Here is a 21,894-nt window from a genome sequence, read left to right on the forward strand (position 1 = left end):
TGCGGTCGAGGGCCGGTTGAGAATCTTCGTGCACATACTCGTGTTGCTTATGGGCTTGATGACGGCGGCCAGCGCGCAGACGCCAAGACTGGAGAACGGGCCGGAGAAAGGCCCGGCGAAGCCGATCAAGATGGTGGTTCTGGGCGATTCCCTGAGCGCCGGGTACGGCCTCCCGGGCCCGGCGGCGTTCCCGATCCGGCTGCAAAAGGCGTTGGAAGCCAAGGGGATAAAGGTCGAGATGAGCAACGCCGGGGTGTCCGGCGACACCGCCTCGGGCGGCCGCGAGCGGCTCGACTGGTCGGTGCCCGATGGAACCGATGCCGTGATCGTCGAGCTCGGCGCCAACGATGCGTTGCGCGGCATCGATCCCGCCGTCACGCGTGCCGCGCTCTCCGACATCATCACGAAGTTGCAGGCGCGCAAGATCGCCGTGCTCTTGTGCGGCATGCTCGCGCCACCGAACTATGGCAGTGAGTATGCAGCGAAGTTCAACGCAATCTATCCGGATCTCTCGAAGTCCCTTGGCGTGCGGCTCTATCCGTTCTTCCTCGATGGCGTTGCTGCCGATGCCAAGCTCAACCAGGCTGACGGCATGCATCCGAAGGCGGAAGGTGTGGACATCATCGTGAAGAATATCCTGCCCACGGTGGAGGCATTTCTCGGCGCAATATCAGGGCAACGCAGCTGAAACGCAGGCAGCGAGCCGGGTTGTGTCCGTAGGTTTACGAGCTGTTAACGGGTCATGCTTCGCAGAGTCACATATCTCGGGTACAAATAGGCATCGGTGATTCGTCACCGGGCTGTTACAGGGTGCGGGCTCCCAAAACCCGCGCCAAGCATCGAGGATTAATGCGATGCCGCGTCTGTTCACTGGACTGGAAATTCCGGCCGAGATCGGCCAGACACTTTCCAATTTGCGTGGCGGCCTTCCCGGCGCACGCTGGATCGATCCCGAAAATTATCACGTCACTCTGCGCTTCATCGGCGACATCGATGGCCTCTGGGCCAACGAGATCGCGACGATGCTGTTTCGGGTGAACCGAAAACCGTTCGAGGTCAAATTGCAGGGCCTGTCGAGCTTCGGCGGACGCAAGCCGCGCGCGGTGGTTGCCGCCGTCGAGCCCAGTCGGCCGCTGATCGAACTGCAGGCCGAGCTCGAGCGGATGATGCAGCGGATGGGGCTCAATCCCGAGGGCAGGAAATTCACGCCCCATGTCACGCTGGCGCGTCTGCATGACGCGTCAAGCCAGGACGTCGCGGATTATCTGTCGGTGCGCGGCTACTTCCCGAGCCGCAGCTTCATGGCGGACCGCTTCGTGCTGTTCTCGTCGCGCGCGTCGACAGGCGGCGGCCCCTATGTGGTCGAGGATTCCTACGCGCTCTGCGCGTGAGCCTCTTCACCTCGCCCCGCTTGCGGGGAGAGGTCGGATCGCATCGAAGATGCGATCCGGGTGAGGGGTACAGGTCCGTCGATAGAGCGCGTCGGGTGGTGAGAGCCCCTCACCCCAGCCCTTTCCCCGCAAGAGCGGGGCGAGGGAGAGGAAAGTGCATAGCCACTGGCACAATTCACGGCTTGCAATTTGCCGCGCACTAGGGCCGTAAAGTGGGCTCATGTTGTCCACCTCGCCCAGTTCCTTTCTCGAGCTCTACAAATCCCTGGTCGCCTCCGGCGCGATCGAGGCCGATCCCGCGCAGGCCCGCGCCGCCGAGGCGTTCGGCGCGCTGGATGAGCGGCTCGCGAGCTACAAGCCGCAGCGCAAGCAAGGCCTGTTCGGGCGGCTGTTCGGCGGCGACAAGGACGACAAGCCGCCGCGCGGGCTCTACGTCCACGGCGAGGTCGGTCGCGGCAAGACCATGCTGATGGATCTGTTCTTCCAGCAGAGCCCGGTCGAGCACAAGCGCCGCGCGCACTTCCACGAATTCATGGCCGAGGCGCATGAGCGCATCTACGGCTACCGTCAGCAGATCGCGCGCGGCGAGATCGTGGACGGCGACGTGATCTCGCTCACCGCGCAGGCGATCTTCGACGAAGCCTGGCTGCTCTGCTTCGACGAATTTCACGTCACCGACATTGCCGATGCGATGATCCTCGGCCGGCTGTTCGCAAAGCTGTTCGATCTCGGCACCGTGGTGGTCGCGACCTCGAACGTCGCGCCTGATGATCTCTACAAGGGCGGTCTCAATCGCGCGCTGTTCCTGCCGTTCATCGCGCAGATCTCCGACCACATGGACGTGCTGCGGCTCGATGCGCGCACCGACTTCCGGCTGGAGAAACTCGTCGGCGTCAAGATGTGGCTGGTGCCCGCGGATGACGCGGCCGATGCCGCGCTCAACGCGGCCTGGCGCAAGATGACCGGCAATGCCCCGTGCAAGGCGCGCCTCATTCCGATCAAGGGACGCATCCTGAACGTGCCCTGCTCGGCGCACGGCGTTGCGCGCTTCAGCTTCATGGACATCTGCGAGAAGCCGCTGGCCGCGTCTGACTATCTCAGGCTCGCGCACGACTACCACACGATCCTGGTCGACCACATTCCGGTGATGGATTACGCCGAGCGCAATGCCGCCAAGCGCTTCATCTCGCTGATCGACACGCTCTATGACAATGCCGTGAAGCTGATGGCCTCGGCCGAGGCCGATCCGGTGTCGCTGTACCTTGCGACCGAAGGCGTCGAGGCGATGGAGTTCAAGCGCACGTCCTCGCGCCTGATCGAGATGAGCTCGGAATCCTACCTGGCGCTGCCGCACGGCCGGAAGGACTCCTCCGCGAGCGGCGCGTCGACCGGCCTGGTCGAGACCTGAAATTTCAGCCTCGAAATTCCGTCTTGAAATTTCGTCTTGCGCGCGGTCCGGTTCGGAGCAACTTTTCGTGTCTCCGGGGCGGACGTGCTGGCATGCCTGATCGAATTCCAGGCAGGGCCCGCAATCGGGCAGGCCGCGACTTGAATGGATCATTCGAAAGGGATAACCACCCTTGCAACCGACTTCCCTCCCTCCCGTACACAGTTCAAAGGACTGATTTCCCATGGCACGCGACAAGATTGCTCTGATTGGCTCCGGACAGATCGGCGGAACGCTGGCGCACCTCGTCGGCCTCAAGGAACTCGGAGACGTCGTGCTGTTCGATATTGCCGAGGGCGTGCCGCAGGGCAAAGCGCTCGACATCGCGCAGTCGTCGCCGGTCGACGGTTTCGATTCCAATCTGGTCGGCGCCAATTCCTATGAAGCGCTCGACGGCGCCAAGGTCTGCATCGTCACCGCCGGCGTGCCGCGCAAGCCCGGCATGAGCCGCGACGATCTCCTCTCCATCAACCTCAAGGTCATGGAGCAGGTCGGCGCCGGCATCAAGAAGTACGCGCCCGACGCTTTCGTCATCTGCATCACCAACCCGCTCGACGCCATGGTGTGGGCGCTGCAGAAGGCCTCGGGCCTGCCGCACAAGAAGGTGGTCGGCATGGCCGGCGTGCTCGACTCCGCGCGTTTCCGCTATTTCCTGGCCGACGAATTCAACGTCTCGGTCGAGGACGTCACCGCTTTCGTGCTCGGCGGCCACGGCGACACCATGGTGCCGCTGACCCGCTACTCGACTGTCGCCGGCATTCCGCTGCCCGACCTCGTCAAGATGGGCTGGACCTCGCAGACGCGCATCGATGAGATCGTCGATCGCACCCGCAACGGCGGCGCCGAGATCGTCAACCTGCTCAAGACCGGCTCCGCGTTCTACGCGCCGGCTGCGTCCGCGATCGCGATGGCAGAGAGCTACCTGAAGGACAAGAAGCGCGTGCTGCCCTGCGCCGCCTATCTCAACGGCGAGTACGGCGTGAAGGACATGTATGTCGGCGTGCCGGTCGTGGTCGGCGCCAAGGGTGTCGAGCGCATCGTCGAGATCGAACTGGCGGGCAAGGACCGCGAGGCTTTCGACAAGTCGGTCGGTGCGGTGCAGGGCCTGGTCGACGCCTGCAAGAAGATCGCGCCCGATCTGCTCGGCAAGTAATCTCGAATGGCAATGACCCGATAGGCGGTTTCAATCGTCTATCGGGTGCAAGGCGATGAAATTCCGGCGGATTTTTTAGTTGCGCGAGCTTTGGTATATGGTATGCCAGTCTCAAGGCTGACGTAAAAGGTCGCCGCACGAGGGTTTGGGAGCGTCTTTCCATGAATATCCACGAATACCAGGCCAAGGCTTTGCTGCATGAATTCGGCGTGCCGATCTCGCGCGGCGTGCCGGTGCTGAAGCCGGAAGAGGCCGACGCGGCGGCCAAGCAGCTGCCCGGCCCGATCTGGGTGGTGAAGAGCCAGATCCATGCCGGCGGCCGCGGCAAGGGCAAGTTCAAGGAAGCATCGGCCGGCGACAAGGGCGGCGTCCGCATCGCCAAGTCGGCCGCCGAGGTCGGCGAATTCGCCAAGCAGATGCTCGGCGCGACGCTGGTCACGGTGCAGACCGGTCCGCACGGCAAGCAGGTCAACCGCCTCTACATCGAGGAAGGCTCCGACATCGACAAGGAGTTCTACCTCTCGATCCTGGTCAATCGCGAGACCTCCGAAATCTCCTTCGTGGTGTCGACCGAAGGCGGCGTGAATATCGAAGAGGTCGCGCATTCGACCCCGGAAAAGATCGTCTCGTTCTCGGTCGATCCCGCGACCGGCATCATGCCGCATCACGGCCGCACGGTTGCCAAGGCGCTGAAGCTGACCGGCGATCTCGCCAAGCAGGCCGAGAAGCTGACCGGCCAGCTCTATGCCGCCTTCGCCGCCAAGGACATGGCGATGCTCGAGATCAATCCGCTCGTCGTCACCAAGCAGGGCCAGTTGCGCGTGCTCGACGCCAAGGTGTCGTTCGACAGCAACGCGCTCTATCGTCATCCGGACGTGGTCGCGCTGCGCGACGAGACCGAGGAAGACGCCAAGGAGATCGAGGCGTCGAAATACGACCTCAACTACGTCGCGCTCGACGGCACGATCGGCTGCATGGTCAACGGCGCCGGCCTCGCCATGGCGACGATGGACATCATCAAGCTGTACGGCATGGAGCCGGCGAACTTCCTCGACGTCGGCGGTGGCGCCAGCGTGGAGAAGGTCGCGGCCGCGTTCAAGATCATCACCGCCGATCCGAACGTGAGGGGCATCCTGGTCAACATCTTCGGCGGCATCATGAAGTGCGACGTGATCGCCGAGGGCGTGGTCGCCGCGGTGAAGCAGGTCGGCCTCAAGGTGCCGCTAGTGGTGCGCCTTGAAGGCACCAATGTCGAGCAGGGCAAGAAGATCATCCGCGAGAGCGGCCTCAACGTCCTGCCCGCCGACAACCTCGATGACGCTGCACAGAAGATCGTGAAAGCCGTCAAGGGAGGCTAACGATGGCCGATCATCTCGACGCTCCGACACCGCTGGACGAACACCGCAAGCTCGCGGCGTTTGCGGGCGAGTGGAGCGGCGAAGAGATGGTCTATCCGTCGCGCTGGACCGCCGGCGGTCCGGCCACCTCGCATGTCGTTGCGCGCATCGCGCTCAACGGCTTCTACCTGATCCAGGACAGCGTGCAGACCCGCGACGGCAAGGAGAGCTTCGCCACCCACGGCGTGTTCACCTACGACCGCGACGATCGGGCCTACAAATTGTTCTGGCACGACTCGCTCGGCTACTACCCGCCGTCGCCGGCGTCCGGTGGCTGGGCGGGCAAGTCGCTGATCCTGGTGCGCGGCTCACTGCGCGGCAATGCCCGTCACGTCTACGAGGTCGTCGACGACAACACCTACAACATGAAAATCCAGTTCTCGCCTGACGCGGAAGGGTGGGCCGACGTGCTCACCGGCGTGTACCGGCGTGTTCACTGAAACCCTTCACTGATCGTCTCGCGAAAGCATCTCGAACCATGTCCATTCTGATCGACAAGAACACCAAGGTCATCTGCCAGGGCTTCACCGGCAAGAACGGCACGTTCCATTCGGAAGCGGCGATCGCTTACGGCACCAAGATGGTCGGCGGCGTGGCGCCCGGCAAAGGCGGCTCGACCCATCTCAACCTGCCGGTGTTCGACACCGTCGCCGAAGCGCGCGAGAAGACCGGCGCCGACGCCAGCGTGGTCTATGTCCCGCCGCCGGGCGCGGCGGACGCGATCTGCGAGGCGATCGACGCGGAGATCCCGCTGATCGTCTGCATCACCGAGGGCATCCCGGTGCTCGACATGGTGCGCGTGAAGCGCTCGCTGTCGGGCTCGAAGTCGCGGCTGATCGGGCCGAACTGCCCCGGCGTGATGACCGCCGGCGAATGCAAGATCGGCATCATGCCGGCCAACATCTTCAAGCCCGGCTCGGTCGGCATCGTCTCCCGCTCCGGCACCCTGACCTATGAGGCGGTGTTCCAGACCACCCAGGAGGGCCTCGGCCAGACCACCGCGGTCGGCATCGGCGGCGACCCGGTCAAGGGCACCGAGTTCATCGACATGCTGGAGATGTTCCTGGCCGACGAGAAGACCAAGTCGATCGTGATGATCGGTGAAATCGGCGGCTCGGCCGAGGAAGACGCCGCCCAGTTCCTCAAGGACGAGGCCAAGCGCGGCCGCAAGAAGCCGATGGTCGGCTTCATTGCCGGTGTCACCGCACCTCCCGGCCGCCGCATGGGCCATGCCGGCGCGATCATCTCGGGCGGCAAGGGCGACGCCGGTTCCAAGACGGCGGCGATGGAAGCCGCCGGCATCAGGGTGTCGCCGTCGCCGGCGCGCCTCGGGCACACGCTCGCGGAGATGCTGAAGTAACCGCCGTCCGGCGAAGTTCCCTTCCAGATTTGGCGTGTTTCGGGCGGGTTCTCCTTGGGGAACCCGCTTTTTTATTGCGTTTTGTCGCCAGAATACCGATCAATAAAAAATGAAAATAAATTCATTTCTTAGTTCTTTTAGGCAGGAATATCTGTCCTAGATAGGGTAAAGGGTATCAATCCAGCCGGCGCACTTCCAGACCGGCATCAGCGCCGTCTCCTACGCGCGAACCGAAAAAATCACCAGGACTGCCCATGTCTCGCCAAGACGCGAACGCCGCTTTTGCACTCTCATCATTCCTGCAGGGCACCAACGCCGCCTACATCGACGACCTCTACGCCCGCTACGAGCAGGACCCGTCGTCGGTCGACGCCGAATGGCAGGATTTCTTCAAAAGCCTGAAGGACGCCCCGGCCGACGTCCAGAAGAACGCCGAGGGCGCCTCGTGGGGCCGCGACAGCTGGCCGGTGACGCCGCGCGACGAGCTGACCTCCGCGCTCGACGGCAACTGGGCCCAGGTCGAGAAGGCGGTCGGCACCAAGCTCGCGGCCAGGGCGCAGGCCAAGGGCGCCGAGCTGTCCGATGCCGACGTCCATCAGGCCACCCGCGATTCGGTTCGCGCGCTGATGCTGATCCGCGCCTACCGCATGCGCGGCCATTTCCACGCCAAGCTCGATCCGCTCGGCATCGAGGCGCCGCGCGACCGCGAGGAGCTCGATCCGCGCTCCTACGGCTTCACCGAGGCGGACTTCGATCGCAAGATCTTCCTCGACCACGTGCTCGGCCTCGAATACGGCACGCTGCGCGAGATCGTGCAGATCTGCGAACGCACCTACTGCCAGACGCTCGGCGTCGAGTTCATGCATATCTCCAACGCCGCGCAGAAGGCCTGGATCCAGGAGCGCATCGAGGGGCCGGACAAGGAGATCTCGTTCACGCCCGAGGGACGCCGCGCGATCCTCAACAAGCTGATCGAGGCGGACGGCTTCGAGAAGTTCTGCGACACCAAGTTCACCGGCACCAAGCGCTTCGGCCTCGACGGCGGTGAATCGCTGATCCCGGCGCTCGAGCAGATCATCAAGCGCGGCGGCAATCTCGGCGTGAAGGAGATCGTGGTCGGCATGCCGCATCGCGGCCGCCTCAACGTGCTGACCCAGGTGATGGGCAAGCCGCACCGCGCGCTGTTTCATGAATTCAAGGGCGGTTCGGCCAATCCGGATTCGGTCGAAGGCTCCGGCGACGTCAAGTATCACCTCGGCGCCTCCTCGGACCGCGAGTTCGACGGCAACAACATCCATCTGTCGCTGACCGCAAATCCGTCGCATCTGGAAATCGTCGATCCGGTCGTGATGGGCAAGGTGCGCGCCAAGCAGGACCAGCACGGCGATCCGCCGGATATGCGCATCTCCGTCCTGCCGCTGCTGATGCATGGCGACGCGGCCTTCGCGGGCCAGGGCGTGGTGGCGGAATGCTTCAGCCTGTCGGATCTGAAGGGCTACCGCACCGGCGGCTCGCTGCACTTCATCGTCAACAACCAGATCGGCTTCACCACCTATCCGCGCTATTCGCGCTCGTCGCCCTATCCGTCCGACGTGGCGAAGATGATCGATGCGCCGATCTTCCACGTGAATGGCGACGATCCGGAGGCCGTGGTGTTCGCGGCCAAGGTCGCGATCGAATTCCGGCAGAAATTCCACAAGCCGGTCGTCATCGACATGTTCTGCTACCGGCGCCACGGCCACAACGAGGGCGACGAGCCGGCGTTCACCCAGCCGGTGATGTACAAGAAGATCGCGTCTCACCCGTCAACGCTGGAGATCTACGCCAAGCGGCTGGTCGCTGACGGCGTGTTGACCGAGGGCGAGGTCGAGAAGGCCAAGGCCGACTGGCGCGCGCGGCTCGACGCCGAGCTCGAAGCCGGCGCCGGCTACAAGCCGAACAAGGCCGACTGGCTCGACGGCAAGTGGGCGGGCTTCAAGATCGCCGACCAGGAAGAGGACGCCCGCCGCGGCGTCACCGGCGTCGACCTTGCGGTGCTCAAGGACATCGGCCGCAAGATCACCAGGGTGCCGGACGGTTTCCGCGTCCACCGCACCATCCAGCGCTTCCTCGACAATCGCGCCAAGGCGATCGACAGCGGTGTCGGGATCGACTGGGCCACCGGTGAGGCGCTGGCGTTTTGCACGCTGCTGCAGGAAGGCCATCATGTGCGCCTGTCCGGGCAGGATTCCGAGCGCGGCACCTTCTCGCAGCGCCATTCGGTGCTGATCGACCAGGAGGACGAGAGCCGCTACACGCCGTTCAACCATCTCGGCGGCGAAGACACCGGCCACTACGAGGTCATCAACTCGCTGCTGTCGGAAGAGGCGGTGCTCGGCTTCGAATACGGTTACTCGCTGGCCGAGCCGAACGCGCTGGCGCTCTGGGAAGCGCAGTTCGGCGACTTTGCCAACGGCGCGCAGGTGGTGTTCGACCAGTTCATCTCGTCGGGCGAACGCAAGTGGCTGCGCATGTCGGGCCTCGTCTGCCTGCTGCCGCACGGCTACGAAGGGCAGGGACCGGAGCACTCCTCCGCGCGCCTCGAGCGTTACCTGCAGATGTGCGCCGAAGACAACATGCAGGTGGTCAATCCGACCACGCCGGCGAACTACTTCCACGTGCTGCGGCGCCAGCTGCATCGCGAAATCCGCAAGCCGCTGATCTTGATGACGCCGAAGTCGCTGCTGCGCCACAAGCGCGCCGTGTCGCAGCTCGAGGAGCTCGGCAAGAACGCCACGTTCCACCGCATCCTGTACGATGACGCGCAGATGCTGCCGGACGAGAAGATCAAGCTGGTGCCGGACGACAAGATCCGCCGCGTCGTGCTGTGCTCCGGCAAGGTCTATTACGATCTCTACGAGGAGCGTGAGAAGCGCGACATCGACGACATCTATCTGATGCGCGTCGAGCAACTCTATCCGGTGCCGCTGAAGGCGCTGGTGCAGGAGCTCGGCCGCTTCAAGAACGCCGAAGTGGTCTGGTGCCAGGAGGAGCCGCGCAATATGGGCTCCTGGCACTTCATCGAGCCCTATCTGGAATGGGTGCTCAACCAGATCCACGCACCCAACAGGCGTCCGCGCTATGCCGGCCGTCCGGCATCGGCGGCAACCGCGACTGGCCTAATGTCGAAACATCTGGCGCAGCTCAAGGCGCTGCTCGACGACGCACTGAACTAACGACCTTCATTGACCATGCCCCGCGAAAGCGGGGCATCCGGTATCCCGCGTCATCCAGCAGAAGTGCTGTCGTCACGGAGTACCGGATCGCTCGCTTTGGCGGGCGGTGGTGGACAGTTTCACGACTGCCAATTTTGCGACCGCAAGGTTATCGAGGAAAAGACCATGACTGAAATTCGCGTTCCAACGCTCGGCGAATCCGTGACCGAGGCCACGATCGGCCGCTGGTTCAAGAAGGCCGGTGAAGCCGTCGCGGTGGACGAGCCGTTGGTGGAGCTGGAGACCGACAAGGTCACGATTGAGGTGCCCGCGCCGGTCGCCGGCACGCTCGGCGAGATCATCGCCAATGACGGCGAGACCGTCGCCGTCGGCGCGCTGCTCGGCCAGATCAATGACGGCGCGGCCGCGGCCAAGCCCGCTGCCGCCGCTGCTGCTGCTCCCGCCAAGGCCGCTGCGCCGGCTGCTGCCGCCGCGCCGAAGGCGCCGCCGGCGGATGCGCCGCTGGCACCCTCGGTCCGCAAGCTGTCCGCCGAAAGCGGCATCGATGCGTCCACCGTACCCGGTTCGGGCAAGGACGGCCGCGTGACCAAGGGCGACATGCTGGCCGCGATCGAGAAGGCCGCCTCGGCGCCGACCCCGGTCAACCAGCCGGCCGCCGCCGTGCAGGTTCGTGCGCCGTCGCCGGCCGACGACGCCGCGCGCGAGGAACGCGTGAAGATGACGCGGCTGCGCCAGACCATCGCGCGCCGCCTCAAGGACGTGCAGAACACCGCCGCGATGCTGACCACCTTCAACGAGGTCGACATGACCGAGGTGATGAAGCTGCGCGCTCTCTACAAGGACACGTTCGAGAAGAAGCACGGCTCGAAGCTCGGCTTCATGGGCTTCTTCACCAAGGCCGTCGTGCAGGGGCTGAAGGACATTCCGGCGGTCAACGCTGAAATCGACGGCTCTGACCTGATCTACAAGAACTACTATCACATCGGCGTTGCGGTCGGCACCGACCGCGGCCTCGTGGTGCCTGTGGTGCGCGACTGCGACCACAAGTCGATCGCCGAGATCGAGAAGTCGATCGCCGACTACGGCCGCCGCGCCCGTGACGGCCAGCTCAAGATCGACGAGATGCAGGGCGGTACCTTCACCATCACCAATGGCGGCATCTACGGTTCGCTGATGTCGACGCCGATCCTGAATGCGCCGCAGTCCGGCATCCTCGGCATGCATAAGATCCAGGAGCGGCCGATGGTCGTCGGCGGCAAGATCGAGGTTCGCCCGATGATGTATCTGGCGCTGTCCTATGATCACCGCGTCATCGACGGCAAGGAAGCGGTGACCTTCCTGGTGCGCGTCAAGGAGAGCCTGGAGGATCCGGCCCGCTTGGTGCTGGACCTCTAAGGTCGTATCGCGCGCGGCGTCCGATCGGCTCGGGCGCCGCTATCTGTTGGGTGCTCACATTTGGGGATCAAAGTGACGGATAAGGTCGTTGTCATCACCGGCGGTAGCCGCGGCATCGGCCGCGCCACCGCGCTCGCTGCCGCCGCGCGCGGCTATCGCATCGTGGTCGGCTATGCATCCAACAAGACCGCGGCGGACGAGGTCGTCGCCGCGATCGAGGCCAAGAACGGCAAGGCGATCGCGGTGAAATGCGATGTCGGCAGCGAGCAGGACATCCTGGCGCTGTTCAAGGCGGCCGACGGCTTCGGCACGCTCGGCGCGCTCGTCAACAATGCCGGCATTGTCGGCAAGAGCGGCGTGCGCGTCGACGAGATGTCGGCCGAGCGTATCCAGCAGATGATGGCGGTGAATGTCACCGGCAGCATCCTGTGTGCGCGCGAGGCGGTGAAGCGCATGTCGACCAAGCACGGCGGCAAGGGCGGTGTCATCGTCAACCTGTCCTCGGTCGCGGCGAAACTCGGTGCTCCCAACACCTATGTCGACTATGCCGCGTCCAAGGGCGCGATCGACTCCTTCACGATCGGCCTCGGCTATGAAGTCGCGAATGAAGGCATCCGCGTCGCCGGCATCCGGCCCGGACTGATCGACACCGACATCCACGCTGCGGGCGGCGAGCCCGATCGCGCGCACCGGCTTGCCCATATGGTGCCGATGAAGCGTGTCGGCACGGCCGATGAAATCGCCAACGCCATCGTCTGGCTGATCTCGGACGAGGCTTCCTATGTCACCAGCGCGATCCTCGACGTGTCGGGCGGTCGCTAGCACACGATCAAGAGCGGGCGGCGGTCTGCCGACACGATCGCGCCCGCGTAATTGTCACAGAGCTTAGCTACAGGACCTTCTATCATGGCTTCTTACGATCTCGTCGTCATCGGCACCGGCCCGGGCGGATATGTCTGCGCGATCCGCGCGGCGCAACTCGGCATGAAGGTCGCCGTCGTCGAGAAGGACGCGACGCTGGGCGGCACCTGCCTCAATGTCGGCTGCATGCCGTCGAAGGCGCTGCTGCATGCCTCCGAGATGTTCGAGGAAGCCGGGCACTCCTTTGCCAAGATGGGCGTCAGTGTCCCGGCGCCGAAGCTCGATCTGCCCGCGATGATGAACTTCAAGCAGCAGGGCATCGACGGCAACGTCAAGGGCGTCGAGTTCTTGATGAAGAAGAACAAGATCGACGTGCTCAAGGGGACCGGCAAGATCCTCGGTGCCGGCAAGGTCGAGGTCTCCGGCGACGGCAAGACCGAGACCGTCGAGACCAAGAACATCGTGATCGCCACCGGCTCCGATATCGCCCGCCTGAAGGGTATCGACATCGACGAGAAGCGCATCGTGTCGTCGACCGGCGCGCTGTCGCTGGAGAAGGTGCCGGAGAAATTGTTGATCATCGGTGCGGGGGTTATCGGCCTCGAGCTTGGCTCAGTCTGGCGGCGTCTCGGTGCGGACGTCATGGTCGTGGAATTCCTCGACCGCATCCTGCCCGGCATGGATGGCGAGGTGGCAAAGCAATTTCAGCGCATGCTCGAGAAGCAGGGCTTCGTCTTCAAGCTCGGCGCCAAGGTCACCGCGGTCGATACCTCCGGCAAGACGCTGCAGGTCAAGGTCGAGCCGGCCGCCGGCGGCGCTGCGGAGACCATCGAAGCCGACGTCGTGCTCGTCTGCATCGGCCGCGTACCCTACACCGAAGGCCTCGGGTTGAAGGAAGCCGGCGTCGCGCTCGACAATCGCGGCCGCGTCGAGATCGACGCGCATTTCTCGACCAACGTGAAGGGTATCTATGCGATCGGCGACGTCGTGGCCGGGCCGATGCTCGCGCACAAGGCGGAAGACGAAGGCGTTGCCTGCGCGGAGATCATCGCGGGCCAGGCCGGCCACGTGAACTACGACGTCATTCCAGGTGTTGTGTATACCACGCCGGAAGTGTCGTCGGTCGGCAAGACCGAGGAAGATCTCAAGCAGGCCGGCGTCGCGTACACCGTCGGCAAATTCCCGTTCACGGCGAACGGCCGGTCCAAGGTCAATCAGACCACCGATGGCTTCGTGAAAATTCTCGCAGATGCGAAGACGGATCGGGTGCTTGGCGTCCACATCGTCGGCCGCGAAGCCGGCGAAATGATCCATGAAGCCTGCGTTCTGATGGAATTCGGCGGATCGGCCGAAGATCTGGCACGCACCTGCCACGCGCACCCGACCCGTTCGGAGGCGATCAAGGAAGCCGCGCTTGCGGTGGGCAAGCGCGCCATCCATATGTGATGATCGAACGTCCGGCGTCAGCCGGGTTGAGATCATAGCGATGCTGCGCCGCCTGCTTCAGCCGTTCTGGGTCCTGCTTGCGATCGTCTTCCTGATCGAGGCTTGGCTATGGGACCACCTCGAGCCGATCGTGGCGCGGGTGGTCGCGTGGATCCCGCTCCGCGCGCTCAAGCAATGGCTTGCCGACCGGGTCGATTCGCTGTCGCCGGCGATGACGCTGATCGTCTTCGTCGTGCCGGTCATCCCGCTGTTTCCGCTCAAGCTGATCGGGCTCTGGCTGCTGGCGAACCAATACTGGTTCAGTGCGGTCTCGCTGATCCTGTTCGCCAAGTTCGTCGGTGTCGGCGTGACGGCCTTCCTGTTCGACGTGACGCGGCCGAAACTGCTGGAGATGCCCTGGTTCGAAGCGCTCTATAATTTCGTGATGGCGCTGCGGGCCAAGGCCACCGCGCTGGTCGAGCCGATCAAGCGGCGCATTCGCGAGATGATCAGCGGCGACGGCGAGGGCTGGGCGGCACGCACGCTGCGCGTGATCGCGCGCTTCCGCAAAAGCGTGCATCAGACCAGCAAGCCTCTTTGATCAAAACTTTCTATTCCGTGATCCTGAGGAGCGCGGAACGCGCGTCTCGAAGGATGCACGGCCCGGCCGGTGGCCGTCGATCCTTCGAGACGCGCGCAAGGGCGCGCTCCTCAGGATGACGGTTCGAAAGCGGCGCGCTGCGCCTCAATGCAGATGCAGCAAGTGCGGCTGGAACAGGCCGAGCGCCGTCATCACGATGCCGGCGAGCGTCACCAGGCCGGACACCCAGGCCAGCGCGAGGATACCCGTGATGATGGTCGCCGATGCCAGCACGATGGCGATCTGGAAGGCGGCCGAGGCAAGCTCGAAATGATGATATTTCGCGGTGGCCTCGTCGCGCTCATGCTCGGCGTGCTTGGCGCGTTCGGAGAGCTGCTCTGAACCCTCGCCGGTTTCCGGCTCCGAACGATAGCGCGCCGCGGTCTTCTGCCAGTCGTCGATCTGCTTCTGCAGCGCGGCCCTGGCCGCCTCGTCGGTGGTGGTCGCGAGGTTCAGCTTGCCCTGTTCGGCCGCGGTCTGCACCGCGGTCCGGCGGATGCTCTTGGCCTGGAAGAAGGCCCACAGGTTGGATGCCTCGACATTCTTGCTGATCGATTCGGTCTGGGCGCCCTTGCCGAGCGTTTCCGACAGCGCCAGGCACAGGGCGATCACGGCGATCAGGAGCGCGATCTTCTTGTTCTCGCCCGAAGCATGCTCGGCATGCTCCGCGTGCTCCATACTTTCATGTGCGCTCATGATTCCCCTCCGGATGCGACCGCGCCACGATTGCCGAATGCGGTGCACAAGGCAAGGGGCGGGCGGCTTGGAGTAGCCGTCTGAAGATGAACGGCGCATGACGGCGGGCCAAAGCCCGCGCTTTATTTGAATCCAGACCCGGGCGCTCAGCCGCGCGGATGCGCCGAGCGATAGACTTCGAGCAGGCGCTCGCTGTCGATGCCGGTGTAGATCTGCGTGGTCGACAGCGATGCGTGGCCGAGCAATTCCTGGATCGCACGCAGATCGCCGCCACGGCTGAGCAGATGCGTGGCGAAGGAGTGCCGCAGCGCATGCGGCGTTGCGCTGTCGGGCAGGCCAAGCGCGCCGCGCAGCCGCTCCATGGTGAGCTGGATGATGCGCGGGCTCAAGGGGCCGCCGCGCGCGCCGACGAACATCGGCCCCGCGGGGCTGAGCTGATGCGGGCAGATCGCCGCATAGTCCGCGATCAATTGCAGCACGTTCTGCAGCACCGGCACCATGCGGGTCTTGTTGCCCTTGCCAGTCACCACAAGCACGTCGCCTTCGCCGGGTTTCGGCACGTCGCGGCGCTTCAGCCCCAGTGCTTCGGAGATGCGCAGGCCCGAGCCATAGAGCAGCGCCATGACGGCGGCGTCACGCACCAGGATCCAGGTCTCGCGGGTCTCGTCCGCGCGCTCGTCGGCATCGGCAAAGCGTTTCGCCGCTTCCATGTGAATCGGCTTCGGCAGGCTCTTCGCCACCTTGGGCGCGCGGATCGCCGAGAGCGCGCCGACCTTGCCCTTGCCTTCGCGTTCCAGGAAGCGTCCGAACGAGCGCAGGCCCGCCAGTGCCCGCATCAGCGATCGCCCGCCGATCTCCTCGGTTCGGCGCATCGCCATGAAGGCGCGCACATCGCTCGCCTCGAGCGCGGAAAATGCCTTGAGTGTGACGCGAGCGCCCCAGTGTTCGGCCAGGAACGCCAGGCATTGGCGTACATCACGCGCATAGGCCTCGAGCGTCTTCGGCGAAAGCCGCCGTTCCGCGCGCAGATGCGACAGCCAGCGCGTCATCTCCTGCGTGACTGATGCGTCGGCGCAGTCGAGCTCGAGCGGTGGGATGGGCTGATCGGTCCGGGCCATCTGTTAAGGGCTATTGGCGCTGCGATTCTCCTGATTATATCGCACTGCCTTCGTTTACCGATCGCTAAGACCGCAAGGCGGTGCTAGCCCGGTGCAACGTTCGGACTCCAAGGCTCTGATTTAATGGACCACACCACGCGCCCCGGCCCATCCTCTGCATCGACGACTCGTGTCGTCGACGTGCTGGTGCCTGTCGCGCTGAACCAGACCTATTCCTACCGCGTTCCGCGCGGCATGGAGCTTGTGCCGGGCGACGTGATCGGCGTTCCGCTCGGGCCGCGCGAGGTCGTTGCGGTGGTGTGGGCGGAAAACGCCAATCCGGATCCGCGGCTGCACAACCGGCTCAAGGACGTCAGCGAGAAGCTCGATGTTCCGCCGCTGAAGCCGGAGCTGCGCCAGCTGGTCGACTGGGTCTCCAATTACACTTTGTCGGCACGCGGCATGGTGCTGCGGATGACGCTGCGGATGGGCGACAATCTCGGGCCGGAGCGGATGCGGCTCGGCGTGCGGCTGGTCGGCGAGCCGCCACGGCGCCTGACGCCGGCGCGCCGGCGGGTGATCGAGGTGCTGTCGGACCGGTTGCTGCACGGCAAGTCGGAGGCGGCGCGCGAGGCCGGCGTCAGTTCCGGCGTGATCGACGGCCTGGTCGACGAAGGCACCCTCACGGTCGAGGCGATGCCGCCGCCGGCACCGCCGCCCGTTCCGGATCCCTCCTACGCGCAGCCGGATTTTTCGCGCGAGCAGCGCAGTGCCGTCGACGTGATGCGGACGCTGGCTGCGAGCGGCAGCTTTCACGTCGCGCTGCTCGACGGCGTCACCGGTTCCGGCAAGACCGAAGTCTATTTCGAGGCGATCGCCGAGAATATCCGTCGCGGCAAGCAGACGCTGATCCTGATGCCGGAGATCGCGCTGACCGGCCAGTTCCTCGACCGTTTCGCGCAGCGCTTCGGCGTGCGGCCGCTGGAATGGCATTCGGAGCTGACGCCGCGCACGCGCGCGCGAAACTGGGCCGCGATCTCCGAAGGCAAGGCGCCGGTCGTGGTCGGCGCCCGCTCCGCGCTGTTCCTGCCCTATGCCGATCTCGGCCTCATCATCGTCGATGAGGAGCACGACCAGGCCTACAAGCAGGACGACGGCGCGCATTATCACGCCCGCGACATGGCGGTGGTCCGCGCCCATATCGCCAAGATCCCGATCGTGCTGGCCTCAGCCACGCCGTCGGTCGAGAGCGAGGTCAATGCGCGCAAGGGGCGCTACCAGCGCGTCGCGCTGCCGTCGCGGTTCGGCGGCCAGCACATGCCGCATATCGAGGCGATAGACATGCGCCGCGCGCCGCCGCCGCGCGGCCGCTTCATTTCGCCGGTTCTGGCCGAGCAAATTCGCCATGCGATCGAGCGCCGCGAGCAGGCGCTGCTGTTCCTCAACCGCCGCGGCTATGCGCCGCTGACGCTGTGCCGCGCCTGCGGCCACCGCTTCGCCTGCACGATCTGCGACGCCTGGCTGGTCGATCACCGGTTCCGGCAGCGGCTGGTCTGTCATCACTGCGGCTTCTCGATGCCGCGCCCGAATATCTGCCCGCATTGCGCGGCCGAGGAATCGCTGGTCGCGGTCGGTCCCGGCGTCGAGCGCCTGCAGGAAGAGGCCGCCCACATCTTCCCCGAGGCACGGACGATGGTGCTGTCGAGCGATCTCATCACCTCGATCGAGACCATGCGAAGCGAGCTCAACGAGATCGCCGAGGGCCGCGTCGACATCATCATCGGCACCCAGCTGGTGGCGAAGGGCCACAACTTCCCGCGGCTCAATCTGGTCGGCGTCATCGACGCCGATCTCGGCCTGAGCAATGGCGATCCGCGCGCCGCCGAGCGGACGTTCCAGCTGCTGAACCAGGTGGTCGGCCGCGCCGGCCGCGAGCAGGGCCGCGGCGTCGGCTTTCTGCAGACCCACCAGCCCGAGCATCCGGTGATCAAGGCCCTGATCGCCAATGACCGCGAGGCGTTCTATGCCAGCGAGATCGAGATTCGCGAGCGCACCGGCTACCCGCCGTTCGGCCGGCTGGCGAGCCTGATCGTCTCCGCCGGCGACCGTCCGACAGCGGAAGGTTTCGCCCGCAAGCTCGCCGCGGTGGCACCGCTCGATGAGCGGATTCAGGTGCTCGGCCCCGCGGAGGCGCCGCTCGCCGTCATCAAGGGCCGCTACCGCTTCCGCCTGCTGGTGAAGTCGCTGCGCAATGTCGACCTGTCGCAATATCTGCGCGAATGGCTGGCGGCGGGTCCCAAGACCAAGGGCAATCTGAAGCTCGAGGTCGACGTCGATCCGCAGAGCTTTCTGTAGTTTCACCACCGTCATTCCGGGATGGTCCGCAGGACCAGACCCGGAATCTCGAGATTCCGGGTTCGTCGCTTCGCTCCGCCCCGGAATGGCGAGGGAGAGGTGGCAAAAGAAAAAGCCTGCCGTCATTTGCGACGGCAGGCCTTTTTTGGCGCGAAGCAGGCCTCGCGGCCGTTACGCAACGCAACGCTTACTGAAGGCGCTTACGAGACGACCTCAGCGGTGACGCGGCCGACGCCGGCACCGGTCAGGCCGATGGCGCGAGCTGCGCCGGTGGAGAGGTCGAGCACGCGGCCGCGGATGAACGGGCCACGATCGTTGATGGTGACGACGACGCTGCGGCCGCCATGGGTGACGCGGAGCTTGGTGCCGAACGGCAGCGAGCGGTGGGCCGCGGTCATGGCGTTCTGGTTGAAGCGCTGGCCGGAAGCGGTGCGGCTGCCCGACTCATTGCCGTAGAAGGAGGCCATCCCCGAGAACGAGTGGCCGCCGGACGGCTGGATCGATGCATTGGCGTCGCGCCAGGACGAGCCTTCGGCGCGGGCGTGGTGATGATGGTGGTGGCGATGATGGTGGTGCCGGGACTTCGCGGACGCCTCGGTCACGCTGCCCCCGACCAGAATAGTTGCGGCTACAAAAGCAAGCGCCGTGCGCGAGCGGGTTACATTGCCCGCCGCCTTCTTGATATTCAGCATTGATAAGACCCTCAGACAGTATTGCCGCTAACGCGGCAAGTGGAACCCCCGTCCCTTCGTTGACCAAGGCCGTTTGGTTTCCCAATGAGGCACGAATTGGGCAGTAAATCCGGATTATCTCGTGCTGAAATATCTTGTTACCGCCTTGGGGTAGTCGGTCGAGGTTCCGTAATCTTGCTATTTAACCAATTGTTAACGAACAATATACTTGCCAATACTGATTATCGAGGCGACGGTAAGTTTTCGGTAAGTAATCGCCAAATGAAACCGCAGCCCGCCCTGAGTTCCCTGCGCGCTCGGCCATAGGCCTATGCAAATTTCGATGGAACAAAATCGCGGCGGCGCGAATCGCACCTGGTGCACCGAATCTCCGCGCGCCAAATTTTCCCGATTTGGCCGCTGGCTGCGGTCGGCAAAAAGCGCATGCGACAAGGCGGCACTCACGATGCCGTCATGTTGCACCTGCGCGATTGCTATGTTAGCAAAGCCGCGATTTTAACGGTCCCGGCACGTCCTGTGCCGGTCGAAAATCGAAGTCCCGCTTGAATTCCAAGGGCTTGGATCGCTAGGCGCTGCTTTGGTGGCGACGGTTTTTCCCTTGCGAATTTGACAGCAAAAAAGAGCGAGCTCGTGGCTGCTGAAGATCCGTCCGTTTCGGGAGTGTCCGGTCGTTACGCAACGGCCCTGTTCGAGTTGGCGCGCGACGAGCAATCCGTCGATCAAGTCCGGGCCGACCTCGACAAGTTCGAGGCCTTGCTCAACGAGAGCGCCGATCTCAAGCGCCTCGTCCGCAGCCCGGTGTTCGCCGCCGATGCCCAGCTGAAGGCGCTGACCGCGGTGCTCGACAAGGCCGGCATCGCCGGTACGTCGGCCAAATTCCTCAAGGTGCTCACCGCCAATCGCCGGCTGTTCGCCGTTGCCGATGTGATCCGCGCCTATCGCGCGCTGGTGGCGAAGTTCAAGGGCGAGGCGACTGCGGAAGTCACCGTCGCCGAGCAGCTCAGTGACAAGAATCTCGACGCGCTGAAGGCCGCACTGAAATCAGTGACGGGCAAGGACGTCGCGCTCAACGTGAAGGTCGATCCCTCCATTATTGGTGGCCTGGTGGTCAAGCTCGGCAGCCGCATGGTGGATAGTTCGCTTCGCACCAAACTCAATTCGATCAAGAACGCGATGAAAGAGGCAGGCTGATGGACATCCGCGCCGCAGAAATTTCTGCGATCCTCAAGGACCAGATCAAGAATTTCGGCCAGGAAGCCGAGGTCACCGAAGTTGGCCAGGTGCTGTCGGTCGGTGACGGTATCGCCCGCGTCTACGGTCTCGACAACGTTCAGGCCGGTGAAATGGTCGAGTTCGAGAACGGCACGCGCGGCATGGCGCTCAACCTCGAAACCGACAACGTCGGTATCGTGATTTTCGGCGCCGACCGCGAGATCAAGGAAGGCCAGACCGTCAAGCGCACCCGCGCGATCGTGGACGCGCCGGTCGGCAAGGGCCTGCTCGGCCGCGTCGTCGACGCGCTCGGCAACCCGATCGACGGCAAGGGCCCGATCCAGGCCACCGAACGCAAGCGCGTCGACGTCAAGGCGCCCGGCATCATTCCGCGCAAGTCGGTGAACGAGCCGATGGCCACCGGCCTCAAGGCGATCGATGCGCTGATCCCGATCGGCCGCGGCCAGCGCGAGCTGATCATCGGCGACCGCCAGACCGGCAAGACCGCGATCGCGCTCGACACCATCCTGAACCAGAAGCCGCTCAACGCCCAGCCGGACGAAAACCTCAAGCTGTATTGCGTCTACGTCGCGATCGGCCAGAAGCGCTCCACCGTGGCGCAGTTCGTCAAGGTGCTCGAAGAGCAGGGCGCGCTGGAATACTCGATCATCGTCGCGGCCACCGCGTCCGATCCGGCGCCGATGCAGTACATCGCGCCGTTCACCGCCTGCACCATGGGCGAATACTTCCGCGACAACGGCATGCACGCCGTGATCATCTATGACGACTTGTCGAAGCAGGCCGTCGCCTATCGCCAGATGTCGCTGCTGCTGCGCCGTCCGCCGGGCCGCGAAGCCTATCCGGGCGACGTGTTCTACCTGCATTCCCGCCTGCTCGAGCGCGCCGCCAAGCTCAACAAGGAGCATGGCTTGGGCTCGCTGACGGCGCTGCCGGTCATCGAAACCCAGGCCAACGACGTGTCGGCCTACATTCCGACCAATGTCATCTCGATCACCGACGGCCAGATCTTCCTGGAAACCGACCTGTTCTTCCAGGGTATCCGTCCCGCCGTGAACGTCGGTCTGTCGGTGTCGCGCGTCGGTTCGTCGGCGCAGACCAAGGCGACCAAGAAGGTCGCCGGCAAGATCAAGGGCGAGCTCGCGCAATACCGCGAAATGGCGGCGTTCGCGCAGTTCGGTTCGGACCTTGACGCCTCGACCCAGCGCCTGCTCAACCGCGGCTCGCGCCTGACCGAGCTCCTGAAGCAGCCGCAATTCTCGCCGCTAAAGATGGAAGAGCAGGTCTGCGTGATCTGGGCCGGCACCAACGGCTATCTCGATCCGCTGCCGCTCAACAAGGTGAAGGCGTTCGAGGACGGCCTGCTGTCGCTGCTGCGCGGCAAGAATGCCGACATCCTCGATGCGATCCGCACCAGCCGCGATCTGTCCGACGACACCGCCGCCAAGCTCAAGACGGCCGTCGAGGGCTTCGCCAAGACGTTTGCATAACGAATGGGGCGTCGCCCGGCTCGCTGCCGGGCGTGACGAACGGAGGCTTG

General features: G+C 64.5%; 18 protein-coding genes. 15 read left to right on the forward strand and 3 right to left on the reverse strand.

Annotated elements, in window-relative coordinates; all coding sequences use genetic code 11:
• The first annotated feature begins 28 nt into the window (after nucleotides 1–28).
• The 12 genes from ACVWYP_RS06285 (at nucleotide 29) to ACVWYP_RS06340 (ending at nucleotide 14,245) form a co-directional block, all read left to right on the forward strand.
• A complete protein-coding gene (locus ACVWYP_RS06285; protein ID WP_028340819.1) occupies nucleotides 29–688 on the forward strand; it encodes an arylesterase in 660 nt (219 codons plus the stop codon).
• Nucleotides 689–854: 166 nt separating this feature from the next.
• Nucleotides 855–1,391, forward strand: coding sequence for an RNA 2',3'-cyclic phosphodiesterase (gene thpR / locus ACVWYP_RS06290; protein ID WP_244068727.1), 537 nt, complete (start codon nucleotides 855–857; stop codon nucleotides 1,389–1,391).
• A gap of 220 nt (nucleotides 1,392–1,611) precedes the next feature.
• Nucleotides 1,612–2,799, forward strand: a complete 1,188-nt coding sequence (zapE, locus tag ACVWYP_RS06295; protein WP_304498125.1) for a cell division protein ZapE — start codon at nucleotides 1,612–1,614, stop codon at nucleotides 2,797–2,799.
• Nucleotides 2,800–3,022: 223 nt separating this feature from the next.
• A complete protein-coding gene (gene mdh, locus ACVWYP_RS06300) occupies nucleotides 3,023–3,991 on the forward strand; it encodes a malate dehydrogenase (protein WP_038384693.1) in 969 nt (322 codons plus the stop codon).
• A gap of 161 nt (nucleotides 3,992–4,152) precedes the next feature.
• Nucleotides 4,153–5,349, forward strand: coding sequence for an ADP-forming succinate--CoA ligase subunit beta (gene sucC, locus ACVWYP_RS06305; RefSeq protein ID WP_304498126.1), 1,197 nt, complete (start codon nucleotides 4,153–4,155; stop codon nucleotides 5,347–5,349).
• A gap of 2 nt (nucleotides 5,350–5,351) precedes the next feature.
• Nucleotides 5,352–5,828, forward strand: a complete 477-nt coding sequence (locus ACVWYP_RS06310) for a DUF1579 family protein (RefSeq protein ID WP_304498127.1) — start codon at nucleotides 5,352–5,354, stop codon at nucleotides 5,826–5,828.
• Nucleotides 5,829–5,866: 38 nt separating this feature from the next.
• Nucleotides 5,867–6,748, forward strand: a complete 882-nt coding sequence (gene sucD / locus ACVWYP_RS06315; protein ID WP_028340814.1) for a succinate--CoA ligase subunit alpha — start codon at nucleotides 5,867–5,869, stop codon at nucleotides 6,746–6,748.
• 254 nt (nucleotides 6,749–7,002) lie between these two features.
• Nucleotides 7,003–9,963 (forward strand): 2-oxoglutarate dehydrogenase E1 component, encoded by a 2,961-nt coding sequence (locus ACVWYP_RS06320; protein WP_304498128.1) that lies wholly within the window; start codon nucleotides 7,003–7,005, stop codon nucleotides 9,961–9,963.
• Between the two features lie 165 nt (nucleotides 9,964–10,128).
• Complete coding sequence (odhB, locus tag ACVWYP_RS06325) at nucleotides 10,129–11,358, forward strand: 2-oxoglutarate dehydrogenase complex dihydrolipoyllysine-residue succinyltransferase (protein ID WP_304498129.1); 1,230 nt, start codon at nucleotides 10,129–10,131, stop codon at nucleotides 11,356–11,358.
• A gap of 72 nt (nucleotides 11,359–11,430) precedes the next feature.
• A complete protein-coding gene (locus tag ACVWYP_RS06330) occupies nucleotides 11,431–12,180 on the forward strand; it encodes an SDR family oxidoreductase (RefSeq protein WP_038384688.1) in 750 nt (249 codons plus the stop codon).
• An 84-nt stretch (nucleotides 12,181–12,264) separates the two neighbouring features.
• On the forward strand, nucleotides 12,265–13,665 hold the full coding sequence (lpdA, locus tag ACVWYP_RS06335; protein WP_304498130.1) for a dihydrolipoyl dehydrogenase: 1,401 nt from the start codon (nucleotides 12,265–12,267) through the stop codon (nucleotides 13,663–13,665).
• 40 nt (nucleotides 13,666–13,705) lie between these two features.
• Nucleotides 13,706–14,245 carry a hypothetical protein gene (locus ACVWYP_RS06340; RefSeq protein WP_028340809.1) on the forward strand — a complete coding sequence of 180 codons (540 nt, stop codon included), beginning with the start codon at nucleotides 13,706–13,708 and terminating at the stop codon, nucleotides 14,243–14,245.
• A 144-nt stretch (nucleotides 14,246–14,389) separates the two neighbouring features.
• Here ACVWYP_RS06340 and ACVWYP_RS06345 read toward each other — a convergent pair whose 3' ends face one another.
• A complete protein-coding gene (locus ACVWYP_RS06345) occupies nucleotides 14,390–14,980 on the reverse strand; it encodes a DUF4337 domain-containing protein (protein WP_026192099.1) in 591 nt (196 codons plus the stop codon).
• Nucleotides 14,981–15,126: 146 nt separating this feature from the next.
• A complete protein-coding gene (locus ACVWYP_RS06350) occupies nucleotides 15,127–16,098 on the reverse strand; it encodes a tyrosine recombinase XerC (protein WP_304498131.1) in 972 nt (323 codons plus the stop codon).
• Nucleotides 16,099–16,221: 123 nt separating this feature from the next.
• Here ACVWYP_RS06350 and ACVWYP_RS06355 point away from each other — a divergent pair, with 123 nt between their 5' ends.
• On the forward strand, nucleotides 16,222–18,432 hold the full coding sequence (locus tag ACVWYP_RS06355; protein ID WP_304498132.1) for a primosomal protein N': 2,211 nt from the start codon (nucleotides 16,222–16,224) through the stop codon (nucleotides 18,430–18,432).
• Nucleotides 18,433–18,632: 200 nt separating this feature from the next.
• Here the strand turns inward: ACVWYP_RS06355 and ACVWYP_RS06360 are convergent, their stop codons facing one another.
• Complete coding sequence (locus ACVWYP_RS06360; protein ID WP_016843825.1) at nucleotides 18,633–19,124, reverse strand: septal ring lytic transglycosylase RlpA family protein; 492 nt, start codon at nucleotides 19,122–19,124, stop codon at nucleotides 18,633–18,635.
• A 630-nt stretch (nucleotides 19,125–19,754) separates the two neighbouring features.
• Here ACVWYP_RS06360 and ACVWYP_RS06365 point away from each other — a divergent pair.
• On the forward strand, nucleotides 19,755–20,315 hold the full coding sequence (locus tag ACVWYP_RS06365; protein ID WP_028340805.1) for a F0F1 ATP synthase subunit delta: 561 nt from the start codon (nucleotides 19,755–19,757) through the stop codon (nucleotides 20,313–20,315).
• Nucleotides 20,315–21,844, forward strand: a complete 1,530-nt coding sequence (atpA, locus tag ACVWYP_RS06370; RefSeq protein WP_028340804.1) for a F0F1 ATP synthase subunit alpha — start codon at nucleotides 20,315–20,317, stop codon at nucleotides 21,842–21,844. The genes ACVWYP_RS06365 and atpA overlap by 1 nt, the downstream gene beginning before the upstream one ends.
• Nucleotides 21,845–21,894 lie beyond the last annotated feature (50 nt).

The organism is Bradyrhizobium sp. USDA 3262 (genome assembly GCF_054060035.1).